The following is a 23,434-nucleotide window of genomic DNA, read 5'->3' as shown; positions in this document are numbered from 1 at the left end:
GAGGGCAGGCCGTGGGGGTTTGGGCGGGCGCGAGCGGCCTGACCAGCGCCGTAGGGCCCGTGCTGGGCGGCTGGCTGACCCAGGCGATTTCCTGGCGGGCGGTGTTCTTCATCAATCTGCCGGTGGCGGCCATCGCGTTCTGGCTGGTCTGGGCCAACGCCGAGGAGAGCAAGGGCACGGCCTCGGGCCCCGTGGACTGGCTGGGCGCCGCGGCGGTCACCGTGGGCCTGGCGGCGGTGACCTGGGCGCTGACTGTGGCGCCGAAGCAGGGCGCGGACGCCGCGGTCCTGAGCGCCGGCGGCCTCGGCGCGGCGGCCCTGATCGGCTTCGTCTTCATCGAAAGACACGCCGCCAACCCCATGACGCCGCTCACGCTTTTCAAATCCCTGACCTTCTCCGGGGTCAACGGGCTGACGCTGGTGCTCTATGGCGCGCTGGGCGCGGCCTTCTTCCTGTTGCCCTTCGAGTTGATCACCGCCCACGGCTACGCGCCCTCGGCGGCCGGCGCGGGCCTCTTGCCCATGTCCGTCGGCCTGGCGGTGCTTTCGCCTTTGGCAGGCCGGATGGCGTCGCGGATCGGCGCCAGGCCGCTGCTGATCGTGGGGCCGCTGCTGATCGCGGGCGGCTTCGCCCTGCTGGCGGCGCTCTCGCAGGCCGGGAGTTACTGGGTCTCGATGTTCCCAGGCCTGGTGGTCGTGGCCCTGGGGGCCGGCGTCGCCGTCGCGCCCTTGACCGACGCGGTGCTGGGTGCGGTGGCGGACGAGTACGAAGGCGCGGCGTCCGGCGTGAACAACGCCGTGGCGCGGGTCGCGGGCCTGCTGGCGGTGGCCCTGGTCGGCTTCGCCATCGGCGGCGCCAACCCCCAGGCGGTCGCCGCCGGCTATCGCACCGCCATGATCGTCTCGGCCGTGGCCTCGGCGGTCGCCGCCCTGATCGCGGCCCTGACCGTGCGGACCCCGGCCAAGGACTGAGGTTCAGGCTTGCCGGAGTATGACGATCGTCATCTAATGGCCGGATGGCCGACAAAGCGATCATCGTCATCGGCGCCGGCGACGCCCTGGGCGGCGCCATCGCCCGCCGCTTCGCCCGCGAGGGCTACGCCGCGGTGATCGTGCGCCGCCACGCCGACCAGCTCGAACCGCTCGCCCAGGCGATCCGCGAGGCCGGCGGCGAGGCGCACCCCTTCGGCGCCGACGCCCGCCAGGAAGACCAGATGGTCGCCCTGTTCGAGAAGGTGGAAGCCGAGATCGCCCCCGTCGAGGTCTGCGTCTTCAACATCGGCGCGAACGTGCGCTTCTCGATAGTCGAGACCACCAGCCGGGTCTTCTCCAAGGTCTGGGAGATGGCCTGCTTCTCCGGCTTCCTGGCGGGGCGCGAGGCGGCCAAGGTCATGACGCCCCGAGGCCGCGGCACGGTGATCTTCACCGGCGCCACCGCCAGCCTGCGCGGCGGTGTGGGCTTCGCGGCCTTCGCCTCGGCCAAGGCGGGCCTGCGCGCCGTCGCCCAGAGCATGGGCCGCGAGCTGGGACCCAAAGGGATCCATGTCGCCCACACCATCATCGACGGAGCCATCGACACCGCCTGGATCGCCGAGAACTTCCCGGCCCGCTACGCGCTCAAGGAACAGGACGGCATCCTGAACCCCGACCACATCGCCGACGCCTACTGGGCCCTGCATGTCCAGCCCCGCGACGCCTGGACCCATGAACTCGATCTTCGGCCCTACATGGAGGCTTGGTGATGACCAAGACCACGACATGAGCAAGACGCTCGAGTTCCTGTTCGATTTCGGCAGTCCCGCGAGCTACCTCGCCTACAAGCGCCTGCCGGACCTTCGGGCGAGGACCGGCGCGCGGATCGACTACGTCCCCATGCTGCTTGGCGGGGTCTTCAAGGCCACAGGCAACGCCTCGCCGGCCGCGGTGCCGGCCAAGGGGCGCTGGATGAACGCGGACCTGGCGCGGTGGGCTGAGCGCCACGGCGTCGAGTTCAACCGCAACCCCTTCTTCCCGATCAACACCCTGCTCCTGATGCGCGGCGCGGCCGGCTTGATCGAGGACACCCGCTTCATGGCCTATTGCGACGCCGTCTTCGACGCCATGTGGCGCGAGCCGAAGAACCTGGGCGATCCGGCCGAGCTGGTCCCGGTCCTGCGCCGCGCGGGCCTGGAGGCCGACGACTTCCGCGATCTGGTCGAACGCGACGACGTCAAGGCCCGCCTGAAGACCATCACGGAGGCCGCGGTCGAGCGCGGGGTGTTCGGGGCCCCGACCTTCTTCGTCGGCGAGGCGATGTTCTTCGGCCAGGACCGCATGGATTTCGTCGAAGAGGCGCTGGCGGCTTGAGACAGGACCGGGTCGCCCTTCGCGCCATCTATCGATAGGGTGCGGCGACGGAGGCGGGTCTTCGATGAGCGTTGCCTACAGCACCTTTGACAGCGTCCGGCTGCGCAGCGGCGGGCAGGTTCTCGTCCTGGCGCGCGCCGGCGCCCTGGACCTGGCGGACGTTCCCTACGAGGACAGCTGGGGCGCCTGGCGGACCTTCCTGACCCTGCCGCTCGATGCGGCCTCGCTTGCGGCCCTGAAGCAATTTTGGAAGCCGCTGCGCGGAAGCCAGCCGTCTGGCTCCCAATCCGATCAGGAGATCAGGGCGGAGGTGGCGGCCGCCCTGCGCGGCGGTCGTCTGAGCTGCATCCTGCAGGCGGCCGACCCATCGCCGGGCCCCCCACAGCCGCCGCCCGCTCAAAAGATCGCCTGGGGAAACGCCGTGTCGGCCGCGTTCAAGGCCAAGGTGATCGCCATCGCGGCCGACCTCCAGATCGACCCGGACTGGATGATGGCGATCATGAATTTCGAATCCGGCGGGACGTTCAGCTCCGATATTCAAAACCGAGGCGGCAGCCACTTCTACGGCCTGATCCAGGCCGGAATTCCGGTGATCACCGGCACGTTCGGCCTCTCGGTAAAGGAATACAGAGACCTCGATCCCGTCGATCAGCTTGACTATGTGAAACAGTATTTCGAGCCCTATGCGGGGCGGATGCACACCTTGTCGGACGCCTATATGGTTGTCCTGTGGCCCAGGGCCGTCGGCCAGGCGGAAACCTTCGTGCTGTTCCAGGACCCCAAGAAAGCCTATCAGCAAAACAAAGGTCTTGACGCCGACAAGGACAAGAAAGTCACCAAGGCAGAGGCCACCGCGGCCGTGCAGAAGAGCTTGACGGATGGCCAGAACGTCAAGAACGCGGGCTGATCGGCTGTCTCGTCGGGGGCCCGGGATTGCGTTCCTGATCGCTGCCTTGGCGTGGGCAGGTCTCGGCGGGAGCGCGGCGCACGGTGCGCCAACGTGGCGGGCGGCGCCGTTTTCAAGTCGCCGGGCCGTTACATCGTCAGGCGCCGCCCTGGTGGAGGCGCGAGGCGCGCCCGGCCCCGGGCAGACCTTCCGGGTGGTGGTGGGTCGCTCCGTCGTCCTGATCACCGATCCCGCCAAGCCCCGCGGCGCCTTCGCTGATTTCCCGATCCCGGATTTCATCGCCCATTTCTCGAACACGGGCCTCGCCGGCCAAGACGTGATCGTGGTGCAGCAGGACGCGACCGGTAACGCTTGCGATGGTGGTCCGCTTTGGCTTCTGATCCTCGGCAAGGGCCGCGCGCCGAAGCTGACCCGCCCCATCGACTGGTGCGGCGGAGCGCCGCCACAAATCCGGGCCGAAGGCGCCAAGATCGTGATCCGGCTGCCGGCGACGCCGCCGAGCGGGCAAGCGGGGCCTGACGGCGTGCCGGGCGAGACCTGGGTTTTCGAGGCCGGGCGGCTCAGAAAGCTCGGCCGATAGCCGGAAGCGGGGCGCCGCGCCCCCCGGCTTGCTGAAAAGGTCGCGTCTCCCCACATAGTTTGGCAAGGGTCGGGGCATAGAGTTGCACGCACGACCTCGCGTTCCCCGGTCAAGCTGGTCCGTGGAACGCGATGAGACCCAGTGTCGCGCAAGACTATTGCTCCGCTTGAACCATGGACCGAACGGTCCACATAAATCACCGAAAGCCGTCGCCTACGGGGACGGACGGATCGTCCGACTCAGACGCATCGTCTGGGTGACTGCGATCCGGTAGACCGGGCTGCGAGACCAACGCGGCCGGTCAGGAGTTGAAGGCATCATGTCCGAGATCAAAATACTGCCGATCCTGCCGCTGCGGGACATCGTGGTGTTCCCGCACCAGCCGGTGCCGCTCTTCGTGGGCCGCGAGAAGTCCGTGCGCGCGCTCGAAGAAGCGATGAAGAACGAGGGCAAGCAGATCCTGCTCGCCACCCAGAAGGACAAGGACGACGACGATCCGGCGCCCGACGGCATCTATGATGTCGGCGTCGTCGCCACCGTTCTGCAACTGCTCAAGCTGCCCGACGGCACCGTCAAGGTGCTGGTGGAAGGCCGCGCGCGGGCCGGAGTCTCCCGCTTCACCGACCAGGCCGAGTTTTATGAGGCCGAGATCGCTTACGTCGCGGAGGACGGCGCGGGTTCGGCCGAGGCCGAGGCGCTCAGCCGCGCCGTGGTCGAGCAGTTCGAAAACTACGTGAAGCTGAACAAGAAGGTGCCGCCCGAGGCCCTGGCTGCGATCCCGCAGATCGACAATCCGGGAGAGCTGGCCGACCGCATCGCCTCGCACCTGTCGGTGAAGATCAGCGAGAAGCAGCAGCTGCTCGAGGTGTTCAACGTCGTAAAGCGCCTGGAGAAGGTCTACGCCCTGATGGAGGGCGAGATCAGCGTCATGCAGACGGAGAAGAAGATCCGCAACCGCGTGAAGCGCCAGATGGAGAAGACGCAGCGCGAGTACTACCTGAACGAACAGATGAAGGCGATCCAGCGGGAGCTGGGCGAGCAGGACGACAGCCGCGACGAGCTGCTGGAACTCGAGCGCCGCATCAAGAAGACCAAGCTCTCGAAGGAGGCCCGCACCAAGGCCGACGCGGAGCTGAAGAAGCTGCGCAACATGAGCCCGATGTCGGCGGAATCCACCGTCGTGCGGAACTACCTCGACTGGCTGTTGTCGATTCCGTGGGGCAAGGCCAAGGGCAAGCCCATCGACGTGGAGCGGGCCGAGAAGATCCTCGACGAGGACCATTACGGCCTGGAGAAGGTCAAGGAGCGGATCATCGAGTACCTGGCCGTGCAGGCCCGGACCGGCGCCCTGAAGGGCCCAATTCTCTGCCTGGTCGGACCTCCCGGCGTCGGCAAGACCTCGCTGGGCCGTTCCATCGCCAAGGCCACGGGGCGCGAGTTCGTGCGTGTGTCGCTGGGCGGGGTGCGTGACGAGGCGGAGATCCGCGGCCACCGGCGCACCTACATCGGCTCCATGCCCGGCAAGATCATCCAGTCGATGAAGAAGGCCAAGTCGACCAACGCCTTCTTCCTGCTGGACGAGATCGACAAGATGGGTTCGGACTGGCGGGGCGACCCGTCCTCGGCCCTGCTCGAGGTGCTGGACCCGGCGCAGAACTCGACTTTCGCCGACCATTACCTGGAGGTGGACTACGACTTGTCGCCGGTGATGTTCGTCACCACGGCCAACAGCCTCAACATGCCCCAGCCGCTGCTGGACCGCATGGAGATCATCCGCATCCCCGGCTACACCGAGGATGAGAAGGTCGAGATCGCCAAGCGGCACATCCTGGCCAGGCTGACCAAGGACCATGGGCTGAAGCCCGCGGAATTTGTGGTGCCCGACCAGGCGATCCGCGACCTGATCCGCTACTACACGCGGGAATCGGGCGTGCGCTCGCTGGAGCGGGAGTTGGGCAACCTGGCGCGCAAGACGGTGCGTGACCTGGCCCGTGGCGGCGAAATCTCGATCACCATCGACGACGAGCGGCTGGGCAAGTACGCGGGCGTCCGCAAGTACAAGTACGGCGAGATGGACACCGAGGATCAGGTCGGGATCATCACCGGGCTGGCCTACACCGACTTCGGCGGCGACATCCTGACCATCGAAGCGGTCAAGATGCCCGGCAAGGGCCGGATGTCGATCACCGGCAACCTGAAGGACGTGATGAAGGAGTCGATCTCGGCGGCGAACAGCTATGTGCGCAGCCGGGCGACGAAGTTCGGCATCGAGCCGCCGTCCTTCGAGCGGACCGACGTCCACATCCATGTGCCGGACGGGGCCACGCCCAAGGACGGCCCTTCCGCGGGCGCGGCCATGGCCACGGCCATCGTCTCGGTGCTGACCGGCATCCCGATCCGCAAGGACATGGCCATGACCGGCGAGGTCACCCTGCGGGGCCGGGTGACCGCCATCGGCGGCTTGAAGGAAAAGCTGCTGGCGGCGCTGCGCTCGGGCGTGAAGACCGTGCTGATCCCGGCCGAGAACGAGAAGGACCTGGCCGACATCCCCGACAACGTGAAGTCGGAGATGGAGATCATCCCCGTCTCCAACATGGACGAGGTGCTGGCCCGGGCGCTGACCAGGGCCCCGACGCCGATCGAATGGTCCGAGTCCGACGGGCCCGTGGCGGCGGTTCCGGCTGACGACGGCGACTTGGAAACGGTGATCACCCACTAACCGCCGCCCAACATCTGTCCATCGACGTCAATTTAAGCGGCGCGGGGGTCTCCCCGCGCCGCTCTTGTTTGACGGGCGAGTAAAGACCGACATACTTCTTCCGGCGAGAACGTGTCCGGCGCACAGGGGCGCCTCGCCAAAAGGAAACCGCCTGGGAGAAACAACAAGATGACCAAGGCCGAACTCGTAACCGCGATCGCCGAAAAGGCGGGGCTCAATAAGTCACAGTCCAAGAATGCGTTGGAAGCTTTCATTGAATCCGTCACCGTCGCGCTGAAGGCCGACAAGGAAGTCCGCCTCGTCGGGTTCGGCAGCTTTGTGCCGGTAAAGCGGGCGGCGGGAACCGCACGCAATCCGCGCACCGGCGAAACCGTCAAGCGCCCGGCCTCGAAGACCGCTCGTTTCCGGGCGGGGGAAGGACTGAAGGGCGCGCTCAACTGAGGTGCGGCGGCGAGGCGGTGCGTTGCAAGGGCGGTCGCAGGGCGACCGCCCTTTTCGTTTGCGGCCGCAACGGGCTAGAAGGACGCCGCGCGGGCGGCTAGCTCAGCTGGTCAGAGCACCTGGTTTACACCCAGGGGGTCGGGGGTTCGAACCCCTCGCCGCCCACCATTTTTCAGCGGTCCCTTGGTCCGGCCGCGACGTCGGGAATCCAACGGACTTGACGCCCGGGGCCGGCCGCCGGATCGTCCGGCGCAACCAGGAGAGGCGCCATGCCCTACAAGTTCGAGATCACCAAGGACAAGGCCGGCGAATTCCGCGTGCGGTTCAAGGCCCCCAACGGCGAGGTGATGTTCGCCACCGAAGGCTATTCTTCCAAGGCCTCGGCCAAGAACGCCATCGCCTCGATGCAGAAGAACGGTCCCGACGCCGAGGTCGACGACACCACCGACTAGCCAGGCCGCCGCCACGCGCCGGGGGTTGTGGACGGCCGCTGCTTGGGTCATTAGCCCCCTCCGCACGCACTTGGCGTCGGCGGATGCGAGGACCCGATGCCCTTTCCCCCTTTGCACCCCACGCTGGCGCAGGCGCTGACGACCCGGGGCTACGCCGAGCCGACCCCCGTGCAGGCCGCCATCCTGGGGGAGGACCGCGGCGGTCGCGACCTGCTGGTCTCGGCCCAGACGGGCTCGGGCAAGACGGTGGCGTTCGGCCTGGCCGCGGCCGCCGACCTCCTCGACGGCCTGGAGGCGCTGGGCCCCGCCGCCGAGCCGCTGATCCTGGTCGTCGCGCCGACCCGGGAGCTGGCGCTGCAGGTGGAGCGGGAGCTGGCCTGGCTCTATGCGCCTGCGGGCGGGCGGGTGGTCTCCTGCGTGGGCGGTATGGACGCGCGCCGCGAGCAGCGGGCGCTGGCCGCCGGCGCCCATGTGGTGGTGGCGACGCCGGGCCGGCTGAAGGACCACATCGAGCGCGGCAACATCGACCTCTCCGGCCTGCGCGTCGTGGTGCTCGACGAGGCCGACGAGATGCTGGACCTCGGCTTCCGTGAGGACCTGGAGTTCATCCTCGACGCCACGCCCGACCAGCGGCGCACGATGCTGTTCTCCGCCACCATCGCCAAGGACATCGCCGCCCTGGCCCGCCGCTATCAGCGCGACGCGCTCAGGATCGACACCACCGTCGCCAACGCGCCCCATGGCGACATCGAGTACCGGGCGATGCGTGTGGCGCCCGGCGAGACCGAGCACGCGGTGGTCAACGTGCTGCGCTATTTCGAAAGCCCCGGCGCCCTGGTGTTCTGCGCCACGCGCGAGGCGGTGCGGCGGCTGTTCACCGCCTTGCGGGAGCGCGGGTTCGAGGTGGTGGCGCTCTCGGGCGAGCTCAGCCAGAAGGAGCGGGGCGACGCCCTGCAGGCTCTGCGGGACGGCCATGCCCGGGTCTGCGTCGCCACCGACGTGGCGGCCCGCGGCATCGACCTGCCCGACCTGGGCCTGGTGATCCACGTGGACCTGCCGGCGAACCGCGCGGGCCTGCTGCACCGCAGTGGCCGGACGGGCCGGGCGGGGCGCAAGGGCGCCTCCGTGCTGCTGGTCCCCTACACCAAGCGCCGGCGGGCCGAGCAACTCCTGGCGTCCGCCAACATCGAGGCGGCCTGGAGCGGGCCGCCCAGCGCCGAGGCGATCCGCGTCGAGGACCAGCGGCGGCTGCTGGAGGACCCGATCCTCGCCGAGCCGCCGGGCGAGGACGAGGCGGCCCTGGTCCAGGCCCTGATGTCGGCCTGCGCGCCGGAGGCCCTGGCCGCGGCGGTGATCCGCCTGCGCCGCGCCCGCCTGCCGGCGCCGGAGGAGGTGTTCGACGACGGGGACCGCGACGCCCGCGTGCCGTCGCACGAGCCGCGGTCCACCTACGATCCCCGCGCGCCGCGCCAGGCTGACGCGGGCCGCCGCGAACGGCCGGGTCCCGACGAGGTGATCTGGTTCCGCCTCACCGTGGGCCGCCGCAACAACGCCGATCCCAAGTGGCTGGTGCCGCTGATCTGCCGGCTGGGGCACGTGACCAAGAAGGACATCGGCGAGATCCGCATCTTCGATCGCGAGACCAAGTTCGGGATCGTCAAGGCCGCCGAGCCGAAGTTCAGCGTCGCCATCCAGGCCGCCGCGGAGGACGACGTCCGCATCGAGCCGGCCGGGGCGCCGCCGGGTCCGCGTGAGCCCCGCCGTCCTGACGCCGAGGCCCCGCGCAAATCCCCGCCCTGGCGCCCGGAGGGTGTCGGTCGGCCGCCCCAGGGACCGCCGCGCGGGCCGGAAGGTGAAAGTCCGCCGCGAAAGCCCAAGCCCCCCAGGTCCGGCCCCCCGTCAGGCGCCAAGGGCAAGCCTAAACGGCGCTCGAATGACCGGCCGAAGGGGCGGTAAGGAAGCGGACCGGACCTAGGCCCTGGCGAAGATCACGCTGAGGTTGTTGGCCGGCATGGCGACGCGGCGGACGAACACCAGATCGTGGCGGGCGGCCAGGGCCGTGACGTCCTCCAGCGGCCGCAGTCCCCAGCCGGGGTTGCGCCGCCTCAGGTCGGCGTCGAAGGCGACATTGGAGGGGGCGGTCTCCACGCCATCCTCCAGGTAGGGGCCATAGAGGAAGAGCACCCCGCCCGGCTGCAGCACCCGCGCCGCGCCGGCGACCAGCGCCTCGGCGGCGGTCCAGGGCGCGATGTGGATCATGTTGATGCAGACCACGGCGTCGAAGGGCCCGGCGGGCCAGGCCGCCTGGTCGGTGACGTCGAGCCGCCGGGGCGGGGCAAGGTTCGGAAGGTCCGAGGCCTCCCGCCAGGCGGCGATGCTGGCCAGGGCCTCGGGGTCGGGATCGGTGGGCAGCCAGGCTGCATCCAGCAGGTGCTCCGCGACGAACACAGCGTGTTCGCCGGCCCCGCTGGCGACCTCAAGCACCCGGGCGTCCGGCGGCAGCGTCTCGCGCAGCACCGCCAGGATCGGCTCGCGGTTGCGGGCGGTGGAGGGCGACGAACGGGCGCCGGCGCGGAGGAGACGGCTCATGGTTCCAGCCTAGCGCTTGCGGAACGTCCTGCCGAGGCTCAGCATCGGATGATGGCGCAACTCAGTCACACGGTCGGACCCACCGACCCCCCGCTCCTGGAGCACACCATCGGCGAAGCGCTGACCCGCGCCGCCGAACGCTGGCCCGACGCCGATGCGCTGGTCAGCGCGCACCAGCAGGTCCGATGGACCTGGGCCGAACTCGCGAGCCGGAGCGCCGCCATGGCGGCGGGGCTGCTCGCGCTGGGGCTTGAGCCCGGCGACCGGGTGGGGGTCTGGGCGCCCAACTGCGCCGAATGGGCCCTGGCGCAGTTCGCCACCGCCAGGGCGGGGATGATCCAGGTCAACATCAACCCGGCCTACCGGGTGTCGGAACTCGAGTACACCTTGCGCAAGGTGGGGGTGAAGGCGCTGATCTGCGCGGAGCGCTTCAAGACCAGCGACTATGTCGGCATGACCGAGAGCCTGGCGCCGGAGATCGCCGCCTGCGCGCCGGGCCGGCTGGCGGCGGCGGCGCTGCCGGAACTGGCTTCGGTGATCCAGATCGGCGGCGCGCCGCGGCCCGGCTGGCTCGCCTTCGATTCCGTCGCAGGCTTGGCGGACGACGGCCATCGCCGCCAGTTGGCGCAGATCGCGCCTGCGTTGTCGAACCGCGACGCCATCAACATCCAGTTCACCTCGGGCACCACGGGAAGGCCCAAGGGCGCGACCCTTTCCCACCGCAACATCCTCAACAACGCCTACTTCTGCGGCCTGTCCATGGGCCTGCGGGAGGGGGACAGGCTGTGCATTCCCGTGCCGCTCTACCACTGCTTCGGCATGGTGATGGGCAACCTGGCCTGCACGGTGCACGGGGCGACCATGGTCTATCCGTCCGACGGCTTCGACGCCGACGCGGTGCTGCGCACGGTGGCGCAGGAACGCTGCACGGCCCTGCACGGCGTGCCCACCATGTTCATCGCCGAGCTGGAGCATCCGGACTTCGAGACCTTCGACCTGGGCTCCCTGCGCACCGGTCTCATGGCCGGCTCGCCGTGCCCGGTGGAGGTGATGCGCAAGATCATCGACCGGATGCACATGTCCGAGGTGGGCATCGCCTACGGCATGACGGAAACCAGCCCTGTCAGCCTGCAGACCGCGGGCGACGACCGGTTGGAGCGCCGGGTCTCCACCGTGGGCCGGGCGCAGCCGCACCTGGAGGTCAAGATTATCGACGCCGAGGGCGCGGTGGTTCCCCGCGGGCGGACGGGAGAACTCTGCACCCGCGGCTATTCGGTGATGCTGGGCTACTGGGACGATCCGGAGAACACCGCCAAGGCCATCGACGCCGAGGGCTGGATGCACACCGGCGACCTGGCCACCCTGGACGAGGGCGGCTACGGCAACATCGTCGGCCGTATCAAGGACCTGGTGATCCGCGGCGGCGAGAACGTCTACCCGCGGGAGGTCGAGGAATTCCTGTTTGCGCATCCGGCGGTGGAGGACGTCCAGGTGGTGGGCTTGCCGGATTCGAAGTACGGCGAGGAGCTCTGCGCCTGGATCAAGCTGCGGACGGGCGCCAGCGCCTGCGAGGCTGATATCCACGACTTCTGCCGTGGCCGGATCGCCCACTACAAGATTCCCCGCTACGTGCGCTTCGTCGAGGCGTTTCCGATGACGGTCACGGGAAAGATCCAGAAGTTCGAGATCCGCGCCGCGATGATCGCCGAGCTGAATCTGGCGACCCAACTCACCGCCTGACCCGCAGGGGCCGCCAATCCATGGAGCGCATAATGGACGATCAGGGAAACTCCGCGGAGCCCTTGTCGCGGCGGGCGTTCGCGGCCTTGTCGGCCGCGGCGGCGGCCTCGGCCATGGCGACGCCGGCGGCAGGCGCCTCGGCCATGGCCATGGATGTCGAGATCAAGACGCCGGACGGCGTGTGCGACGCGGCCCTGATCCACCCGGCGGGGGAGGGGCGCTGGCCCGCCGTTCTGGTGTGGCCGGACGCCTACGGCCTTCGCCCGACGTTCCGTGAGATGGGCGCGCGCCTGGCGGGCGAAGGCTATGTGGTGCTGGTGGTCAACCAGTTCTACCGCAGCCGCAAGGCGCCGGTCTTCGCAGGCCCGGTGAATTTCAGCGAACCGAAGACCCGCGAGGCCCTGATGGAGCTGCGGAAGCCTCTGACGCCCGAGACCGTGGCCCGCGACGGCGCCGCCTTCCTGGCCTTTCTCGACGGCCAGAAGGTGGTGAACGCCAGGGCCAAGGCCGGCGTGGCGGGCTATTGCATGGGCGGGGCCATGACCCTGCAGGCGGCCGCCGCGCTGCCGTCGCGGATCGGAGCCGGCTGCTCGTTCCATGGCGGCGGCCTGGTGACCGACGGGCCGGACAGCCCGCACCTGCTCGTCCCCAGGATCAAGGCTTCCTACTACTTCGGCGTGGCGGCCAACGACGACGCCAAGGAGCCGCAGGCCAAGGAGGTGCTGAAGGCCGCCTTCGCCGCCGCCAAGGTCCCCGCCAGGATCGAGGTCTACAGCGAGAGCCAGCACGGCTGGTGCGTGCCGGACAGCCCCGTCTACAACAAGCCCGACGCCGAGCGCGCCTGGGGCGAGATGCTGGCGCTCTACAAGGCCGCCCTGGTCTGATCAGTGACGACGTAGCGGAGCTTGTACGCCCCGGGGGGGGAGCCCCGCCTTTGGCTGAGGCGCCTTTTCAAGCCTAGAAACCAGCCATCGCCGCCCGCGGCAGGCCACCCCGCCGTGCAGCGCATAGACACATCGTCGAGCGCTGTTACCGTCGCGATCAAGGCGAGTAGCTGAGTGCTGGAGCTTGATATGGACGCGCTGAGCGCAGGGTCGCGCGTCGGCCGGGCTGAGCCGGCTGCGGGTTTGAGCTACCGCGCCGACATTGATGGGCTGCGCGCCGTGGCGGTGTTGCCGGTCGTCCTGTTTCATGCCGGGATTCCTGGCCTGGGCGGCGGGTTCGTCGGGGTGGACGTGTTCTTCGTCATCTCCGGCTACCTGATCACGTCGATCATCCGCGACGACCTCGCGCGAGATCGCTTCTCCATCCTGCGGTTCTACGAGCGGCGCGTTCGCCGCATCCTGCCGGTCCTGTTCGGGGTGCTGATCGTCACCACCGTGGCGGCGACGGCGCTGTTCCTGCCGGAGGATTTCCGCAACTTCGGCAAGAGTCTGCTGGCCACCGCCCTGTTCGGCTCGAACGTGCAGTTCTGGCGCGAGGCCGACTACTTCGACGCGCCGGCGCTTACCAAGCCGCTGCTGCACACCTGGTCGCTGGCGGTGGAGGAGCAGTTCTACATCCTGATCCCGCCCGCCCTGATGCTGCTGTCGCGCTGGCGATCCCAGTGGCTGGTGTTGGGCGTGCTGGGGGTCTCGGTCGCGGCCTCCCTGGCGGTGAGCGTCTGGGCCGTCGACCATGCGCCGCGCGCGGCCTTCTACCTTCTGCCGGCGAGGGCGTGGGAGCTGCTCATCGGCTCGCTGTTGGCCTACGGCGCCTTCCCGAAGATCAAGCATCAGGCCGCGGTGGAGCTGCTCGGGGCGGCCGGCCTGCTGGCGATCCTCGCCTCGGCGGCGCTGTACACCGAGGCGACCCCGTTCCCAGGCTTGGCCGCCCTTCCGCCGACGGTGGGCGCCCTGCTCGTCCTCTATTCGGGGGAAGGCAGGGCCACCGCTGTCTCCCGGCTCCTGGCGGTGCAGCCGTTGCGCTTCGTCGGGCTGATCTCCTATTCGCTCTACATGTGGCACTGGCCGATCATCGTGCTGGCCCGCTATTGGAATATCCGCCCGATCACGGGCCTGGGCGCCGTCGGCCTGGTGGCCGCATCGCTCTTCGCCGCCTGGCTGTCGTGGCGCTATATCGAGCGGCCGTTCCGCGCTCCGCAAGCCGCGAGACTACCCCGGCCGGCGCTGTTCGCCCGCGTGGCCGTCGCGATGGTGGCGGCCGTGGCGTGCGGCGCCGCGATCGACAAGCTGAAGGGGGCGCCGGCCCGGATGTCGCCGGCGGCCTTGGCCATTCTCGAGCGCAAGCAGTACAATGATCCGCTGCGGTCGTGTCACATGGCCTTCGCGCATCACATGAAGCTGCCCGACCTCTGCATCAGGGGCGCGCCCGGCGTGGAGCCCAGCTTCCTGATGGTCGGCGACAGTCACGCCGGCGCGCTGGCCCACGGGGTCTTCGAGGCGGCGCGGCTCGAGAGCGTCTCCGGCTACCAGCTGTCGGACGCGGGCTATCGCCCGATCGCGCCGATCCTGAAGCGGGGGGAACAGAAGAAATACGCCTATATGAACCGGATGCTGGTCGGTCTCCTCGACGGACATCCGGAGCTGAAGACGGTAGTCGTGGTCGTCTATTGGCGTCAGGCGATGCAGGACAGCTACATCGCCCCCGGCGGCGCGCCGGCCAGCCTTGCGGGGGCGTTCAAGGCGCTGATGCGGCGATACCCCGAGCGGCAGTTCGTTTTCGTCGAACCGCCGCCGATGTCCCCGCTGTTCGGGGCCAGCAGCGCCGCCCGCGCCGCCCAGTATCACCGTCCGTTCCAGCCGGATATCCCGCGCCGGGAGTTCGAGACCATGGAGGCGGCGTACATGCCGATCCTGCAAGCCCTCGACTCCGAGCCGAACGGAAGCGTGATCGACACCACCTCCGCGCTTTGCGACCACCGAACCTGCCACGGCCGGGTCGCGGGCGAACTCGCATATCGCGACGACAACCACCTGTCCGACGCCGCCGCGCTGAAACTGACGCCCATGCTCAGGTCGGCGTTCCGGACGCCTGCGGAATCGACGCAGACCGCCGCGCTCGACGACGGCGGCGGGGACGCGGGAAACACGTCGCGCCCGTCGACGTCCTCGCCCTGAGCGGCCCTGCCGCCGCCGGGGCTGGCGGCGCGTAAGCGGTGGACTATGTAAGGGGCGCGTCGGTCCAAAGACCCGCATGGGCCGCCGCGACGCAGCGCGACGAATCCCACAAACCACCAGGCGAAGACGGGAGACCACGATGATCCGCAAGGCGCGCGCCGCATGGCGCGGAACCGGCCGTGACGGTCAAGGAGACCTGACCACCGATTCGGGCGTGCTGGCCGAGACGCCCTTTTCCTTCCACACCCGGTTCGAGAACGAGAAGGGGACCAATCCGGAGGAGCTGGTCGCCGCCGCCCACGCCGGCTGCTTCACCATGGCCCTGGCCTTCCAGCTGCAGGCGGCGGGCTACGAGCCCGCCGAGCTTAGGACCGAGGCCGCGGTGACGCTGGAGCCGGAGGGAGACGGCTTCAGGATCAGCAAGTCGGCCCTGACGCTCACCGCCGAGGTCCCGGGCCTCGACCGCGAGACCTTCGACAGGCTGGCGCAGGCGGCGGAGAAGGGCTGCCCGGTCTCCAAGGTGCTGAACGCCGAGATCACGCTCGAGGCGACGCTGAAATAGGGGGAGGTCGTCGTCGGTGGCGCGAATGACGGGACTTGAACCCGCGACCTCCGGCGTGACAGGCCGGCGCTCTAACCAACTGAGCTACATCCGCATCGCTTCCGCAAACGCGAGGCGCGTCTGATAGGTCCGACCCCCGAACCTGTCAATCGGCAAGCGACGGGGAGGCGCCGGAGCGTTCTCTGCGGCGACGCACAAACCGCCGTTTGAACGCCGCGCGCGGGTGGTCTAGAAGGTCCCGCGACTCCTTCGAGGACTTCATGAACGCGTTTCTCCTGCAGTACCTGCCCATCGTGATCTTCCTGGGGATCGCGGCGGCGCTGGGGGTGCTTTTCGTGGTCGCGGCGGCGGTGCTGGCGCCGTCCAGGCCGGACCCGGAAAAGTTCTCCACCTACGAGTGCGGCTTCAACGCCTTCGATGACGCGCGGATGAAGTTCGACGTCCGGTTCTACCTGGTCTCGATCCTGTTCATCATCTTCGACCTGGAGGTGGCCTTCCTGTTCCCCTGGGCCGTCTCGCTGATGAAGTTGCCGCAGGCGGCCTCGCACTTCGCCTTCTGGTCGATGATGACCTTCCTGGGCGTGCTGACCGTGGGTTTCGTCTACGAATGGAAGAAGGGGGCGCTGGAATGGGAGTGATCATTCCGGCCGGCGGCAGGGCGCCCGCGCTGTCGGCGGCGCGGTCCTCGGTCGAGGGCTACAATCCGCGCCTGCACGACCCCTATTTCGACGGGGTGTCCGGCCAGCTCGCCGACAAGGGCTTCATCACCGCGGCGGCCGACGACCTGATCACCTGGGCGCGCACCGGCTCCCTGATGTGGATGACCTTCGGCCTGGCCTGCTGTGCGGTGGAGATGATGCAGGCCTCGATGCCGCGCTACGACCTGGAGCGCTACGGCTTCGCCCCGCGCGCCAGCCCGCGGCAGTCCGACGTGATGATCGTCGCCGGCACCCTCTGCAACAAAATGGCTCCCGCGCTACGCAAGGTCTACGACCAGATGCCGGAGCCGCGCTACGTCATCTCCATGGGCTCCTGCGCCAACGGCGGCGGCTACTACTACTTCAGCTATTCCGTCGTGCGCGGCTGCGACCGGATCGTGCCTGTCGACATCTATGTGCCGGGCTGCCCGCCCACCGCCGAGGCGCTGGTCTACGGCGTGCTGCAGCTGCAGAAGAAAATCCGCCGCACAGGGACCATCGAGCGATGACCTGGCCGGTTTCGAGCGAGGCGCTCGAGGCGCTGGGCCAGGCGACCGTCGCCAACAGCGGCGGCGACGTCACCAGCCATGCGGTGGCCTTCGGCGAGCTGACGCTGACCGTCCCACTGCCGCGGATCGTCGGCGCGCTGACCTACCTGCGCGATCACCCCGGCTGCCAGTTCCAGCAGCTCATCGACCTGGCGGGCGTCGACTATCCCGAGCGCGAGCGGCGTTTCGACGTGGTCTACCACCTGCTGTCGCTGACCAGGAACGTGCGGGTGCGCGTGAAGCTGGAGACCGACGAGGACACCCCCGTGCCCTCGATCACCGGGGTCTACCCTTGCGCCGACTGGTTCGAGCGCGAGGCGTTCGACATGTACGGCATCTTCTTCGAGGGCCATCCCGACCTGCGCCGGATCCTCACCGACTACGGCTTCCACGGCCATCCGCTGCGCAAGGACTTCCCGATGACCGGCTACGTGGAGCTCCGCTACGACGACGAGCTCAAGCGCGTGGTCTATGAGCCGGTGAAGGCCGTCGAGTGGCGCAACTGGGACTTCCTGTCCCCCTGGGAGGGCGCCGAGCGGGGCTTTGCGGCCCTGCCGGGCGACGAGAAGGCGCTGGCCAAGCCGGCGGACGCCAAATGAGCGCCGACGTCGCCCCGCCCGCCCTCGCGACCGAGACCGCGCTCGTGCCGGAGACCCCGGTCGAGGGCGAGACCAAGGTCCGCAAGTTCAACATCAACTTCGGCCCGCAGCACCCCGCGGCGCACGGCGTGCTGCGCCTGGTGCTGGAGCTGGACGGCGAGATCGTCGAGCGGGTCGACCCGCACATCGGCCTCTTGCACCGCGGCACCGAGAAGCTGATGGAGGCCCGGCCCTACGCCCAGTCGATCGGCTATTTCGACCGGCTGGACTACGTCGCCCCGATGAACCAGGAGCACGCCTATGTGCTGGCCATCGAGAAGCTGATCGGCGTCGAGATCCCGCTCCGCGGCAGCCTGATCCGGGTGCTCTATTGCGAGATCGGCCGGATACTTAACCACCTGCTCAACGTCACCACCCAGGCGATGGACGTGGGCGCGCTGACCCCGCCGCTGTGGGGCTTCGAGCAGCGCGAAAAGCTGATGGTGTTCTACGAACGCGCCTCGGGGGCGCGGATGCACGCCAACTACTTCCGGGTCGGCGGCGTGCGCCAGGACCTGCCGCCGGCGCTGGTGCAGGACATCAGCGACTGGTGCGACGGCTTTCCCAAGGTGCTCGACGACATCGAGGGCCTGATCACCGGCAACCGGATCTTCAAGCAGCGCAACGTCGACATCGGCAAGGTGACCCGCGAGGAAGCCATGGCCTGGGGCTTCACCGGGGTGATGCTCCGCGGCTCGGGCGTGGCCTGGGACCTGCGGCGCAGCCAGCCCTACGAGGGCTACGACGACTTCGACTTCGAGATCCCGCTGGGCGTGCACGGCGACTGCTACGACCGCTACCTCTGCCGCATGGAGGAGATGCGCCAGTCGACGCGGATCATGAAGCAGGCCTGCGAGCGGCTGATGAAGACGCCGGGCCTGGTGCTCATCGACGACAACAAGGTGGCCGCACCACGCCGGGGCGAGATGAAGCGCTCGATGGAGGCGCTGATCCACCACTTCAAGCTCTACACCGAGGGCTACCGCACCCCGCCGGGCGAGGTCTACGCCTGCGTCGAGGCGCCCAAGGGCGAGTTCGGCGTCTACCTGGTGTCGGACGGCGGCAACCGCCCTTACCGCTGCAAGATCCGCGCGCCGGGATATCCGCACCTGATGGCCATGGACTGGATGAACCGCGGCCACATGCTGGCGGACGTCTCCGCCATCCTGGGCTCGCTGGACATCGTGTTTGGAGAGATCGACCGTTGAACGCCCCCGCCAAGCCCAGCTTCGCCGACATCGCCCAGGCGCAGATCGAGGCCTACAACGCCCAGGATCTGGACGCCTATTGCGCCTTCTTTACCGACGACGTGACGGTGGCCGACCTCAACGGCGCGGTCTCGACGAAGGGACTCGCGGCCTACCGGGCCAAGTACGCCCAGGTGTTCGCCGATTTTCCGAACAACCGCGCCGAGCTGCTGGCGCGGATGGTGGTGGGCGCCACGGTGATCGACCACGAGCGCGTGGACCGCGGTACGGGCGCGGCGACCTTCGAGGTGGCGGCCGTCTACACCTTCGCCGGCGACAGGATCGCCCGCGTCGACTTCGTGAAGTGAGGGCCTCTTGAGCGTTCGCCGCCTCAGTCTCGAACAGCCCGACAGATTCGCCTTCAAGCCGGACACGCTGGAGGCCGCCAAGGGCTGGATGGCCAACTTCCCGGCCGGCCGTCAGCAGTCGGCGGTGATCGCCGTCCTGTGGCTGGTGCAGAAGCAGGAAGGCTGGGTGTCCGAGCCCGCCATCCGCGCGGTCGCCGAGCTGCTCGGCATGGCCCGCATCCGCGTGCTGGAGATCGCCACCTTCTACACCATGTTCATGCTGGAACCGGTAGGGACCCGCGCGCTGGTGCAGGTCTGTGGCACCACGCCCTGCGCGCTGCGCGGGGCGGGCGAACTGATGGCGGTCTGCAAGGCCAGGATCGGCGAGAAGGATCACCGCTCCGTCGACGGCAAGTTCTACTGGCAGGAAGTCGAGTGCATGGGCGCCTGCTCCAACGCCCCGATGGCGGCCATCAACGACTATTACTACGAGGACCTCACCAGCCCGGCCCTGGAACAGCTGATCGACGACTTTGCAGCCGGCAAGACGCCCGCGCCCGGCTCGTTCATTGGCCGACAGGGCTGCGCGCCCGAGGGTGGGCCGCTGACCCTGATCGACCCCAAGCTCTATGACGGTTCGGCAGCCAAACCGTTGAAGAAGCTTCCGAATCTTCCGCCCAAGGAACCGGCGGCGAGCAAGGAGCCGGTGGCGTGACCTTGGATGTGGCTCAGGCGAAGAAGCGGATGATGACCATGTTGGCCGTCGATGCGGTCTGCGTGGCCGTGGCCGTGGCCGCCGCGGTGGGCTCTTTCGCCTACGGGATCGACTGGCTGCAGTGGCTGTTCGCCGCCGCCCTGCTTGCCGGCTTCGGAGCGCAGGTGTGGTTCATCGCGGGGTTCCGGCGAACGAGTGGGGGAAGCTGAGCGTGGCCGGTATCCTGGAAGACAAGGACCGCATCTTCACCAACCTCTACGGTCTGCACGACTGGGGGCTGGAAGGCGCCAGGCGGCGCGGTTGCTGGAACGGTGTGGACCTGATCCTGGCCCAGACGCCGGAGTGGATCTGCGACCAGATCAAGAACTCCGGCCTGCGCGGCCGTGGCGGGGCGGGCTTCGCCACCGGGCTGAAGTGGACCTTCATGCCCAGGCAGGAGAGCGAGCGGCCGCACTACCTGCTGGTCAACGCCGACGAGTCGGAGCCGGGGGCCTGCAAGGACCGGGAGATCCTGCGCAACGACCCGCACCTGCTGATCGAGGGCTGCCTGATCGCCTGCCGCGCCATGCGGGCGCACACCGCCTACATCTACATCCGCGGCGAGTACGTCTTCGAGCGCGAGCGGATGGCCGCCGCGATCCGCCAAGCCTATGACGCCAGGCTGATCGGCCCCGGCAACGTCTTCGGCTGGGATTGCGACGTGCGCCTGGCCCACGGCGGCGGCGCCTATATCTGCGGCGACGAGACCGCCCTGATGGAAAGCTTCGAGGGCAAGAAGGGCCAGCCCCGCCTGAAGCCGCCGTTCCCGGCCGGCGCCGGCATCTACGGCTGCCCCACCACGGTCAACAACGTGGAGACCATCTCCGTCGTCGGCACGATCCTGCGCCGCGGCGCGCAGTGGTTCGCGGGCTTCGGCACGGAGAAGTCCACGGGCGTCAAGCTGTTCGCGGCCTCGGGCCACGTGAACAAACCCTGCGTCGTGGAAGAGGCCGTCGGCATCTCGGTGAAGCAGCTAATCGAGGACCACTTCGGCGGGGTGCGCGGCGGCTGGGGCAACCTCAAGGCGGTGATCCCCGGCGGCATCTCGGTGCGGATGATCCCGGCCGAGGAATGCGACGTGGCGGTGATGACCTACGAGGACCTGCAGGCCCGCGGCTCCGGCCTGGGCACCGGCACCCTGATCGTCATGGACAAGGACGCCGACCTGGTCCGCGCCATCGCCCGGGCCTCCTACTTCTACAAGCACGAGAGCTGCGGCCAATGCACGCCGTGCCGCGAGGGCACCGGCTGGATGTGGCGGGTAATGGAGCGGATGGTCACCGGCGAAGCCGAGATGCACGAGATCGACATGCTGCTGGACGTGGCCAGCCAGGTGGAAGGCCACACCATCTGCGGCCTGGGCGATGCAGCCGCCTGGCCGATCCAGGGTCTCTTCCGCCACTTCCGCCACGAGGTCGAGGAACGCATCACCCTCTACCGCGCCGGCAAACCCCACGTGCAGGGCGCGACCCTGCAGGCGGCGGAGTAAGCCCATGCCGATTTGTAAGGTTGACGGCGTTGAGGTCGAGTTCGAGCCCGGGATGAACGTCCTGCAGGTGGCCGAGCTCGCCGGGAAGGAAATCCCGCGCTTCTGCTACCACGAGCGGCTCTCCATCGCCGGCAACTGCCGCATGTGCCTCGTGGAGGTGAAGCCGGGCCCGCCGAAGCCGCAGGCCTCCTGCGCGCTGCCGGCCGCCGAGAACATGGAGATCTTCACCGACACGCCGATGGTCAAGAAGGCCCGGCATGGGGTGATGGAGTTCCTGCTGATCAACCACCCGCTGGATTGCCCGATCTGCGACCAGGGCGGCGAGTGCGACCTGCAGGACCAGGCCATGGGCTATGGCCGCGACGACAGCCGCTATGCCGAAAACAAGCGGGCGGTCGAAGAGAAGTTCATGGGCCCGCTGATCAAGACGATCATGACCCGCTGCATCCAGTGCACCCGCTGCGTACGCTTCATCACCGAGGTGGCCGGTCAGTCGGAGATCGGTCTCATCAGCCGCGGCGAGGACGTCGAGATCACGACCTATCTCGAACAGGCGGTGACCAGCGAATTGTCGGGCAATATCATCGACCTGTGCCCGGTCGGCGCGCTGACCTCCAAGCCCTACGCCTTCAACGCCCGGCCGTGGGAGCTGACGAAGACCGAGAGCGTGGACGTGATGGACGCCCTGGGCTCGGCCATCCGCATCGATGCGCGCGGGCCCGAGGTGATGCGCGTGCTGCCGCGCATCAACGACGAGGTCAACGAAGAGTGGATCTCGGACAAGACCCGCTACGCCTGCGATGGCTTGCTGCGCCAGCGGCTGGACCGGCCCTATGTGCGCGAGGACGGCCGTCTGCGTCCGGCGAGCTGGCCCGAGGCCTTCGCCGCCGTCGTTTCCAAGATCAAGGCGGCCACGCCCGAGCGCGTCGGCGTCATCGCCGGCGATCTGCAGGACGCCGAGTCGATGAAGGCGGCGCTGGACCTATTCGGCGCCTTGGGCGTGAAGAGCCTGGATTGCCGCCAGGACGGGGCCAAGATCGGCGCCGGTCCGCGTGAGAGCTGGCTGTTCAACTCCACCATCATGGGCATCGACGAGGCGGATGCGATCCTGCTGATCGGGACAAACCCGCGGCTGGAAGCCCCGGTGCTCAACGCCCGCATACGCAAGAACTGGATCGCGCGCGACCTGGCCGTCGGCGTCATCGGCGAGCGGGTCGACCTGACCTACAGCCACGACTATCTGGGCGCCGGCCCGGCCTCGATCGTCGAGCTGGTCAAGGCCAAGGACGGTTTCGCCGAGGCCCTGCGGGCCGCCAAGAAGCCGATGATCATCGTCGGCGCGGGCGCGCTGGCGCGCGACGACGGCGCCGCCGTGCTGGCCCAGATCGGCGAGGCGGCCAAGGCGTTCGGTGTGATCGCCGAAGGCTGGAACGGCTTCAACGTGCTGCACGGCGCGGCCAGCCGCGTCGGCGGCCTGGATCTCGGCTTCGTGCCGGGCGAAGGCGGCCTGGACGCCAAGGCCATGGTCGGCAAGGGGGCGCTGGACGTGCTCTTCCTGATGGGCGCGGACGAGGTCGATCTTTCGGCCACCGACGCCTTCGTCGTCTACATGGGTAGCCACGGCGACGCCGGCGCCCACCGCGCCGACGTGATCCTGCCCGGCGCGGCCTACACCGAAAAGGACGGCCTCTACGTGAACACCGAGGGCCGCGTGCAACTCGGCGCGCGCGCCGTCTTCCCGAAGGGCGAGGCGAGGGAGGACTGGGCGATCCTGCGGGCGCTGTCCGAACGGCTGGGCGCCAAGCTGCCCTACGACACCCTCGGCCAACTGCGCGACAGGCTGTTCGCCGACCATCCGACCTTCGGCCAGGTCGACCACGCGCCCGGCTCGGCCCCGGCGGCGTTCGACCTCGCCGCGCTCGGCGCCAAGGGCGAGGTGTCCGACACGCCGTTCGCCAGCCCGATCAAGGACTTCTATTTCACCAATCCGATCGCGCGGGCGAGCGTGACCATGGCGGAATGCTCCGCCAGCGTCGCCGCCGCGCGGGCCGGCAAGATCGCGGCGGAGTAGGCGATGATTTCCGACCAAACGTCGCCGCTGATCTGGTCCCTGCTCACGTTCGGGCAGATCCTGCTGGTGACGGTGATCCTGCTGCTGGCGACCGCCTTCCTGATCTACGGCGAGCGCAAGATCTTCGCCGGCGTCCAGCTGCGAAAGGGCCCTAACGTGGTCGGCCCCTTCGGCCTGCTGCAGTCCTTCGCCGACCTCGGCAAGTTCGTGCTGAAGGAACTCGTCATCCCCGACGGGGCGGACAAGAT

At 68.7% G+C, this 23,434-nt stretch carries 24 protein-coding genes and 2 tRNA genes; 24 read left to right on the top strand and 2 right to left on the bottom strand.

The window, feature by feature from the left end; translation table 11 throughout:
- From VGL30_RS02715 to VGL30_RS02670, 10 genes are all read left to right on the top strand, one after another.
- Positions 1-971, top strand: a 971-nt coding sequence (locus tag VGL30_RS02715; protein ID WP_331536509.1) for an MFS transporter, incomplete at its 5' end; no start/stop codon positions are given.
- A gap of 44 nt (positions 972-1,015) precedes the next feature.
- Positions 1,016-1,741, top strand: a complete 726-nt coding sequence (locus VGL30_RS02710) for an SDR family oxidoreductase (protein WP_331536507.1) — start codon at positions 1,016-1,018, stop codon at positions 1,739-1,741.
- A 16-nt stretch (positions 1,742-1,757) separates the two neighbouring features.
- Entirely contained in the window at positions 1,758-2,345 is a 588-nt protein-coding gene (locus VGL30_RS02705) for a 2-hydroxychromene-2-carboxylate isomerase (protein ID WP_331536505.1), read from the top strand.
- Between the two features lie 64 nt (positions 2,346-2,409).
- Positions 2,410-3,252, top strand: coding sequence for a hypothetical protein (locus VGL30_RS02700; protein WP_331536503.1), 843 nt, complete (start codon positions 2,410-2,412; stop codon positions 3,250-3,252).
- Between the two features lie 151 nt (positions 3,253-3,403).
- Positions 3,404-3,832 carry a hypothetical protein gene (locus VGL30_RS02695; protein ID WP_331536501.1) on the top strand — a complete coding sequence of 143 codons (429 nt, stop codon included), beginning with the start codon at positions 3,404-3,406 and terminating at the stop codon, positions 3,830-3,832.
- A 319-nt stretch (positions 3,833-4,151) separates the two neighbouring features.
- The gene (gene lon, locus VGL30_RS02690; RefSeq protein WP_331536499.1) at positions 4,152-6,551 is read left to right on the top strand and encodes an endopeptidase La; all 2,400 of its coding nucleotides are present in this window, start codon (positions 4,152-4,154) and stop codon (positions 6,549-6,551) included.
- A 168-nt stretch (positions 6,552-6,719) separates the two neighbouring features.
- Entirely contained in the window at positions 6,720-6,992 is a 273-nt protein-coding gene (locus tag VGL30_RS02685) for an HU family DNA-binding protein (RefSeq protein ID WP_331536497.1), read from the top strand.
- A 91-nt stretch (positions 6,993-7,083) separates the two neighbouring features.
- Positions 7,084-7,160 (top strand) — tRNA-Val (locus VGL30_RS02680).
- A gap of 101 nt (positions 7,161-7,261) precedes the next feature.
- Positions 7,262-7,444 carry a YegP family protein gene (locus VGL30_RS02675; RefSeq protein WP_331536495.1) on the top strand — a complete coding sequence of 61 codons (183 nt, stop codon included), beginning with the start codon at positions 7,262-7,264 and terminating at the stop codon, positions 7,442-7,444.
- A gap of 96 nt (positions 7,445-7,540) precedes the next feature.
- The gene (locus VGL30_RS02670) at positions 7,541-9,400 is read left to right on the top strand and encodes a DEAD/DEAH box helicase (RefSeq protein WP_331536492.1); all 1,860 of its coding nucleotides are present in this window, start codon (positions 7,541-7,543) and stop codon (positions 9,398-9,400) included.
- Positions 9,401-9,415: 15 nt separating this feature from the next.
- On the opposite strand, the gene VGL30_RS02665 is transcribed toward VGL30_RS02670, so the two are convergent.
- Positions 9,416-10,033 (bottom strand): DUF938 domain-containing protein, encoded by a 618-nt coding sequence (locus VGL30_RS02665; RefSeq protein ID WP_331536490.1) that lies wholly within the window; start codon positions 10,031-10,033, stop codon positions 9,416-9,418.
- A 51-nt stretch (positions 10,034-10,084) separates the two neighbouring features.
- Between VGL30_RS02665 and VGL30_RS02660 the strand changes: the two genes are divergently transcribed.
- From VGL30_RS02660 to VGL30_RS02645, 4 genes are all read left to right on the top strand, one after another.
- Positions 10,085-11,773 (top strand): AMP-binding protein, encoded by a 1,689-nt coding sequence (locus tag VGL30_RS02660; RefSeq protein ID WP_331536488.1) that lies wholly within the window; start codon positions 10,085-10,087, stop codon positions 11,771-11,773.
- A gap of 143 nt (positions 11,774-11,916) precedes the next feature.
- Positions 11,917-12,657, top strand: a complete 741-nt coding sequence (locus tag VGL30_RS02655; protein ID WP_331536486.1) for a dienelactone hydrolase family protein — start codon at positions 11,917-11,919, stop codon at positions 12,655-12,657.
- Positions 12,658-12,846: 189 nt separating this feature from the next.
- Positions 12,847-14,892, top strand: coding sequence for an acyltransferase family protein (locus tag VGL30_RS02650; RefSeq protein ID WP_331536484.1), 2,046 nt, complete (start codon positions 12,847-12,849; stop codon positions 14,890-14,892).
- Positions 14,893-15,031: 139 nt separating this feature from the next.
- Positions 15,032-15,454: an OsmC family protein gene (locus VGL30_RS02645; protein WP_331536482.1), complete on the top strand. Its 423-nt coding sequence runs from the start codon at positions 15,032-15,034 to the stop codon at positions 15,452-15,454.
- A gap of 17 nt (positions 15,455-15,471) precedes the next feature.
- On the opposite strand, the gene VGL30_RS02640 is transcribed toward VGL30_RS02645, so the two are convergent.
- Positions 15,472-15,548 (bottom strand) — tRNA-Asp (locus tag VGL30_RS02640).
- 166 nt (positions 15,549-15,714) lie between these two features.
- Here VGL30_RS02640 and VGL30_RS02635 point away from each other — a divergent pair.
- The 10 genes from VGL30_RS02635 to VGL30_RS02590 form a co-directional block, all read left to right on the top strand.
- Positions 15,715-16,092 (top strand): NADH-quinone oxidoreductase subunit A, encoded by a 378-nt coding sequence (locus VGL30_RS02635; protein ID WP_331536480.1) that lies wholly within the window; start codon positions 15,715-15,717, stop codon positions 16,090-16,092.
- Positions 16,062-16,661 (top strand): NADH-quinone oxidoreductase subunit B family protein, encoded by a 600-nt coding sequence (locus tag VGL30_RS02630; protein WP_331536478.1) that lies wholly within the window; start codon positions 16,062-16,064, stop codon positions 16,659-16,661. The genes VGL30_RS02635 and VGL30_RS02630 overlap by 31 nt, the downstream gene beginning before the upstream one ends.
- Positions 16,658-17,299, top strand: coding sequence for an NADH-quinone oxidoreductase subunit C (locus VGL30_RS02625; RefSeq protein ID WP_331536477.1), 642 nt, complete (start codon positions 16,658-16,660; stop codon positions 17,297-17,299). Before VGL30_RS02630 ends, VGL30_RS02625 begins: the two co-directional genes overlap by 4 nt.
- Positions 17,296-18,546: an NADH-quinone oxidoreductase subunit D gene (locus VGL30_RS02620; RefSeq protein WP_331536475.1), complete on the top strand. Its 1,251-nt coding sequence runs from the start codon at positions 17,296-17,298 to the stop codon at positions 18,544-18,546. The genes VGL30_RS02625 and VGL30_RS02620 overlap by 4 nt, the downstream gene beginning before the upstream one ends.
- The gene (locus VGL30_RS02615) at positions 18,543-18,893 is read left to right on the top strand and encodes a nuclear transport factor 2 family protein (RefSeq protein WP_331536473.1); all 351 of its coding nucleotides are present in this window, start codon (positions 18,543-18,545) and stop codon (positions 18,891-18,893) included. The genes VGL30_RS02620 and VGL30_RS02615 overlap by 4 nt, the downstream gene beginning before the upstream one ends.
- 7 nt (positions 18,894-18,900) lie before the next feature.
- A complete protein-coding gene (nuoE, locus tag VGL30_RS02610) occupies positions 18,901-19,587 on the top strand; it encodes an NADH-quinone oxidoreductase subunit NuoE (RefSeq protein WP_331536471.1) in 687 nt (228 codons plus the stop codon).
- Positions 19,584-19,796: a hypothetical protein gene (locus tag VGL30_RS02605; protein ID WP_331536469.1), complete on the top strand. Its 213-nt coding sequence runs from the start codon at positions 19,584-19,586 to the stop codon at positions 19,794-19,796. The genes nuoE and VGL30_RS02605 overlap by 4 nt, the downstream gene beginning before the upstream one ends.
- A 2-nt stretch (positions 19,797-19,798) precedes the next feature.
- Entirely contained in the window at positions 19,799-21,115 is a 1,317-nt protein-coding gene (nuoF, locus tag VGL30_RS02600) for an NADH-quinone oxidoreductase subunit NuoF (RefSeq protein ID WP_331536467.1), read from the top strand.
- 4 nt (positions 21,116-21,119) lie between these two features.
- Positions 21,120-23,186, top strand: coding sequence for an NADH-quinone oxidoreductase subunit NuoG (gene nuoG / locus VGL30_RS02595; protein WP_331536465.1), 2,067 nt, complete (start codon positions 21,120-21,122; stop codon positions 23,184-23,186).
- Positions 23,187-23,189: 3 nt separating this feature from the next.
- On the top strand, positions 23,190-23,434 hold a 245-nt coding region (locus VGL30_RS02590), incomplete at its 3' end, for an NADH-quinone oxidoreductase subunit H (RefSeq protein ID WP_331536463.1).

Origin of the sequence: Phenylobacterium sp. (assembly GCF_036502675.1) — a bacterium.
Lineage (GTDB): Bacteria > Pseudomonadota > Alphaproteobacteria > Caulobacterales > Caulobacteraceae > Phenylobacterium.
This window is presented reverse-complemented; position numbering and strand designations above follow the sequence as displayed.

What these genes read in the sequence shown, in the direction of transcription:
- VGL30_RS02710 (WP_331536507.1), top strand. Translation starts at nt 1,016, where the DNA reads ATGGCCGACAAAGCGATCATCGTCATCGGCGCCGGCGACGCCCTGGGC.
- VGL30_RS02705 (WP_331536505.1), top strand. Translation starts at nt 1,758, where the DNA reads ATGAGCAAGACGCTCGAGTTCCTGTTCGATTTCGGCAGTCCCGCGAGC.
- VGL30_RS02700 (WP_331536503.1), top strand. Translation starts at nt 2,410, where the DNA reads ATGAGCGTTGCCTACAGCACCTTTGACAGCGTCCGGCTGCGCAGCGGC.
- lon (WP_331536499.1), top strand. Translation starts at nt 4,152, where the DNA reads ATGTCCGAGATCAAAATACTGCCGATCCTGCCGCTGCGGGACATCGTG.
- VGL30_RS02685 (WP_331536497.1), top strand. Translation starts at nt 6,720, where the DNA reads ATGACCAAGGCCGAACTCGTAACCGCGATCGCCGAAAAGGCGGGGCTC.
- VGL30_RS02675 (WP_331536495.1), top strand. Translation starts at nt 7,262, where the DNA reads ATGCCCTACAAGTTCGAGATCACCAAGGACAAGGCCGGCGAATTCCGC.
- VGL30_RS02670 (WP_331536492.1), top strand. Translation starts at nt 7,541, where the DNA reads ATGCCCTTTCCCCCTTTGCACCCCACGCTGGCGCAGGCGCTGACGACC.
- VGL30_RS02665 (WP_331536490.1), bottom strand. Translation starts at nt 10,033, where the DNA reads ATGAGCCGTCTCCTCCGCGCCGGCGCCCGTTCGTCGCCCTCCACCGCC.
- VGL30_RS02660 (WP_331536488.1), top strand. Translation starts at nt 10,085, where the DNA reads ATGGCGCAACTCAGTCACACGGTCGGACCCACCGACCCCCCGCTCCTG.
- VGL30_RS02655 (WP_331536486.1), top strand. Translation starts at nt 11,917, where the DNA reads ATGGCCATGGATGTCGAGATCAAGACGCCGGACGGCGTGTGCGACGCG.
- VGL30_RS02650 (WP_331536484.1), top strand. Translation starts at nt 12,847, where the DNA reads ATGGACGCGCTGAGCGCAGGGTCGCGCGTCGGCCGGGCTGAGCCGGCT.
- VGL30_RS02645 (WP_331536482.1), top strand. Translation starts at nt 15,032, where the DNA reads ATGATCCGCAAGGCGCGCGCCGCATGGCGCGGAACCGGCCGTGACGGT.
- VGL30_RS02635 (WP_331536480.1), top strand. Translation starts at nt 15,715, where the DNA reads ATGAACGCGTTTCTCCTGCAGTACCTGCCCATCGTGATCTTCCTGGGG.
- VGL30_RS02630 (WP_331536478.1), top strand. Translation starts at nt 16,062, where the DNA reads ATGGAAGAAGGGGGCGCTGGAATGGGAGTGATCATTCCGGCCGGCGGC.
- VGL30_RS02625 (WP_331536477.1), top strand. Translation starts at nt 16,658, where the DNA reads ATGACCTGGCCGGTTTCGAGCGAGGCGCTCGAGGCGCTGGGCCAGGCG.
- VGL30_RS02620 (WP_331536475.1), top strand. Translation starts at nt 17,296, where the DNA reads ATGAGCGCCGACGTCGCCCCGCCCGCCCTCGCGACCGAGACCGCGCTC.
- nuoG (WP_331536465.1), top strand. Translation starts at nt 21,120, where the DNA reads ATGCCGATTTGTAAGGTTGACGGCGTTGAGGTCGAGTTCGAGCCCGGG.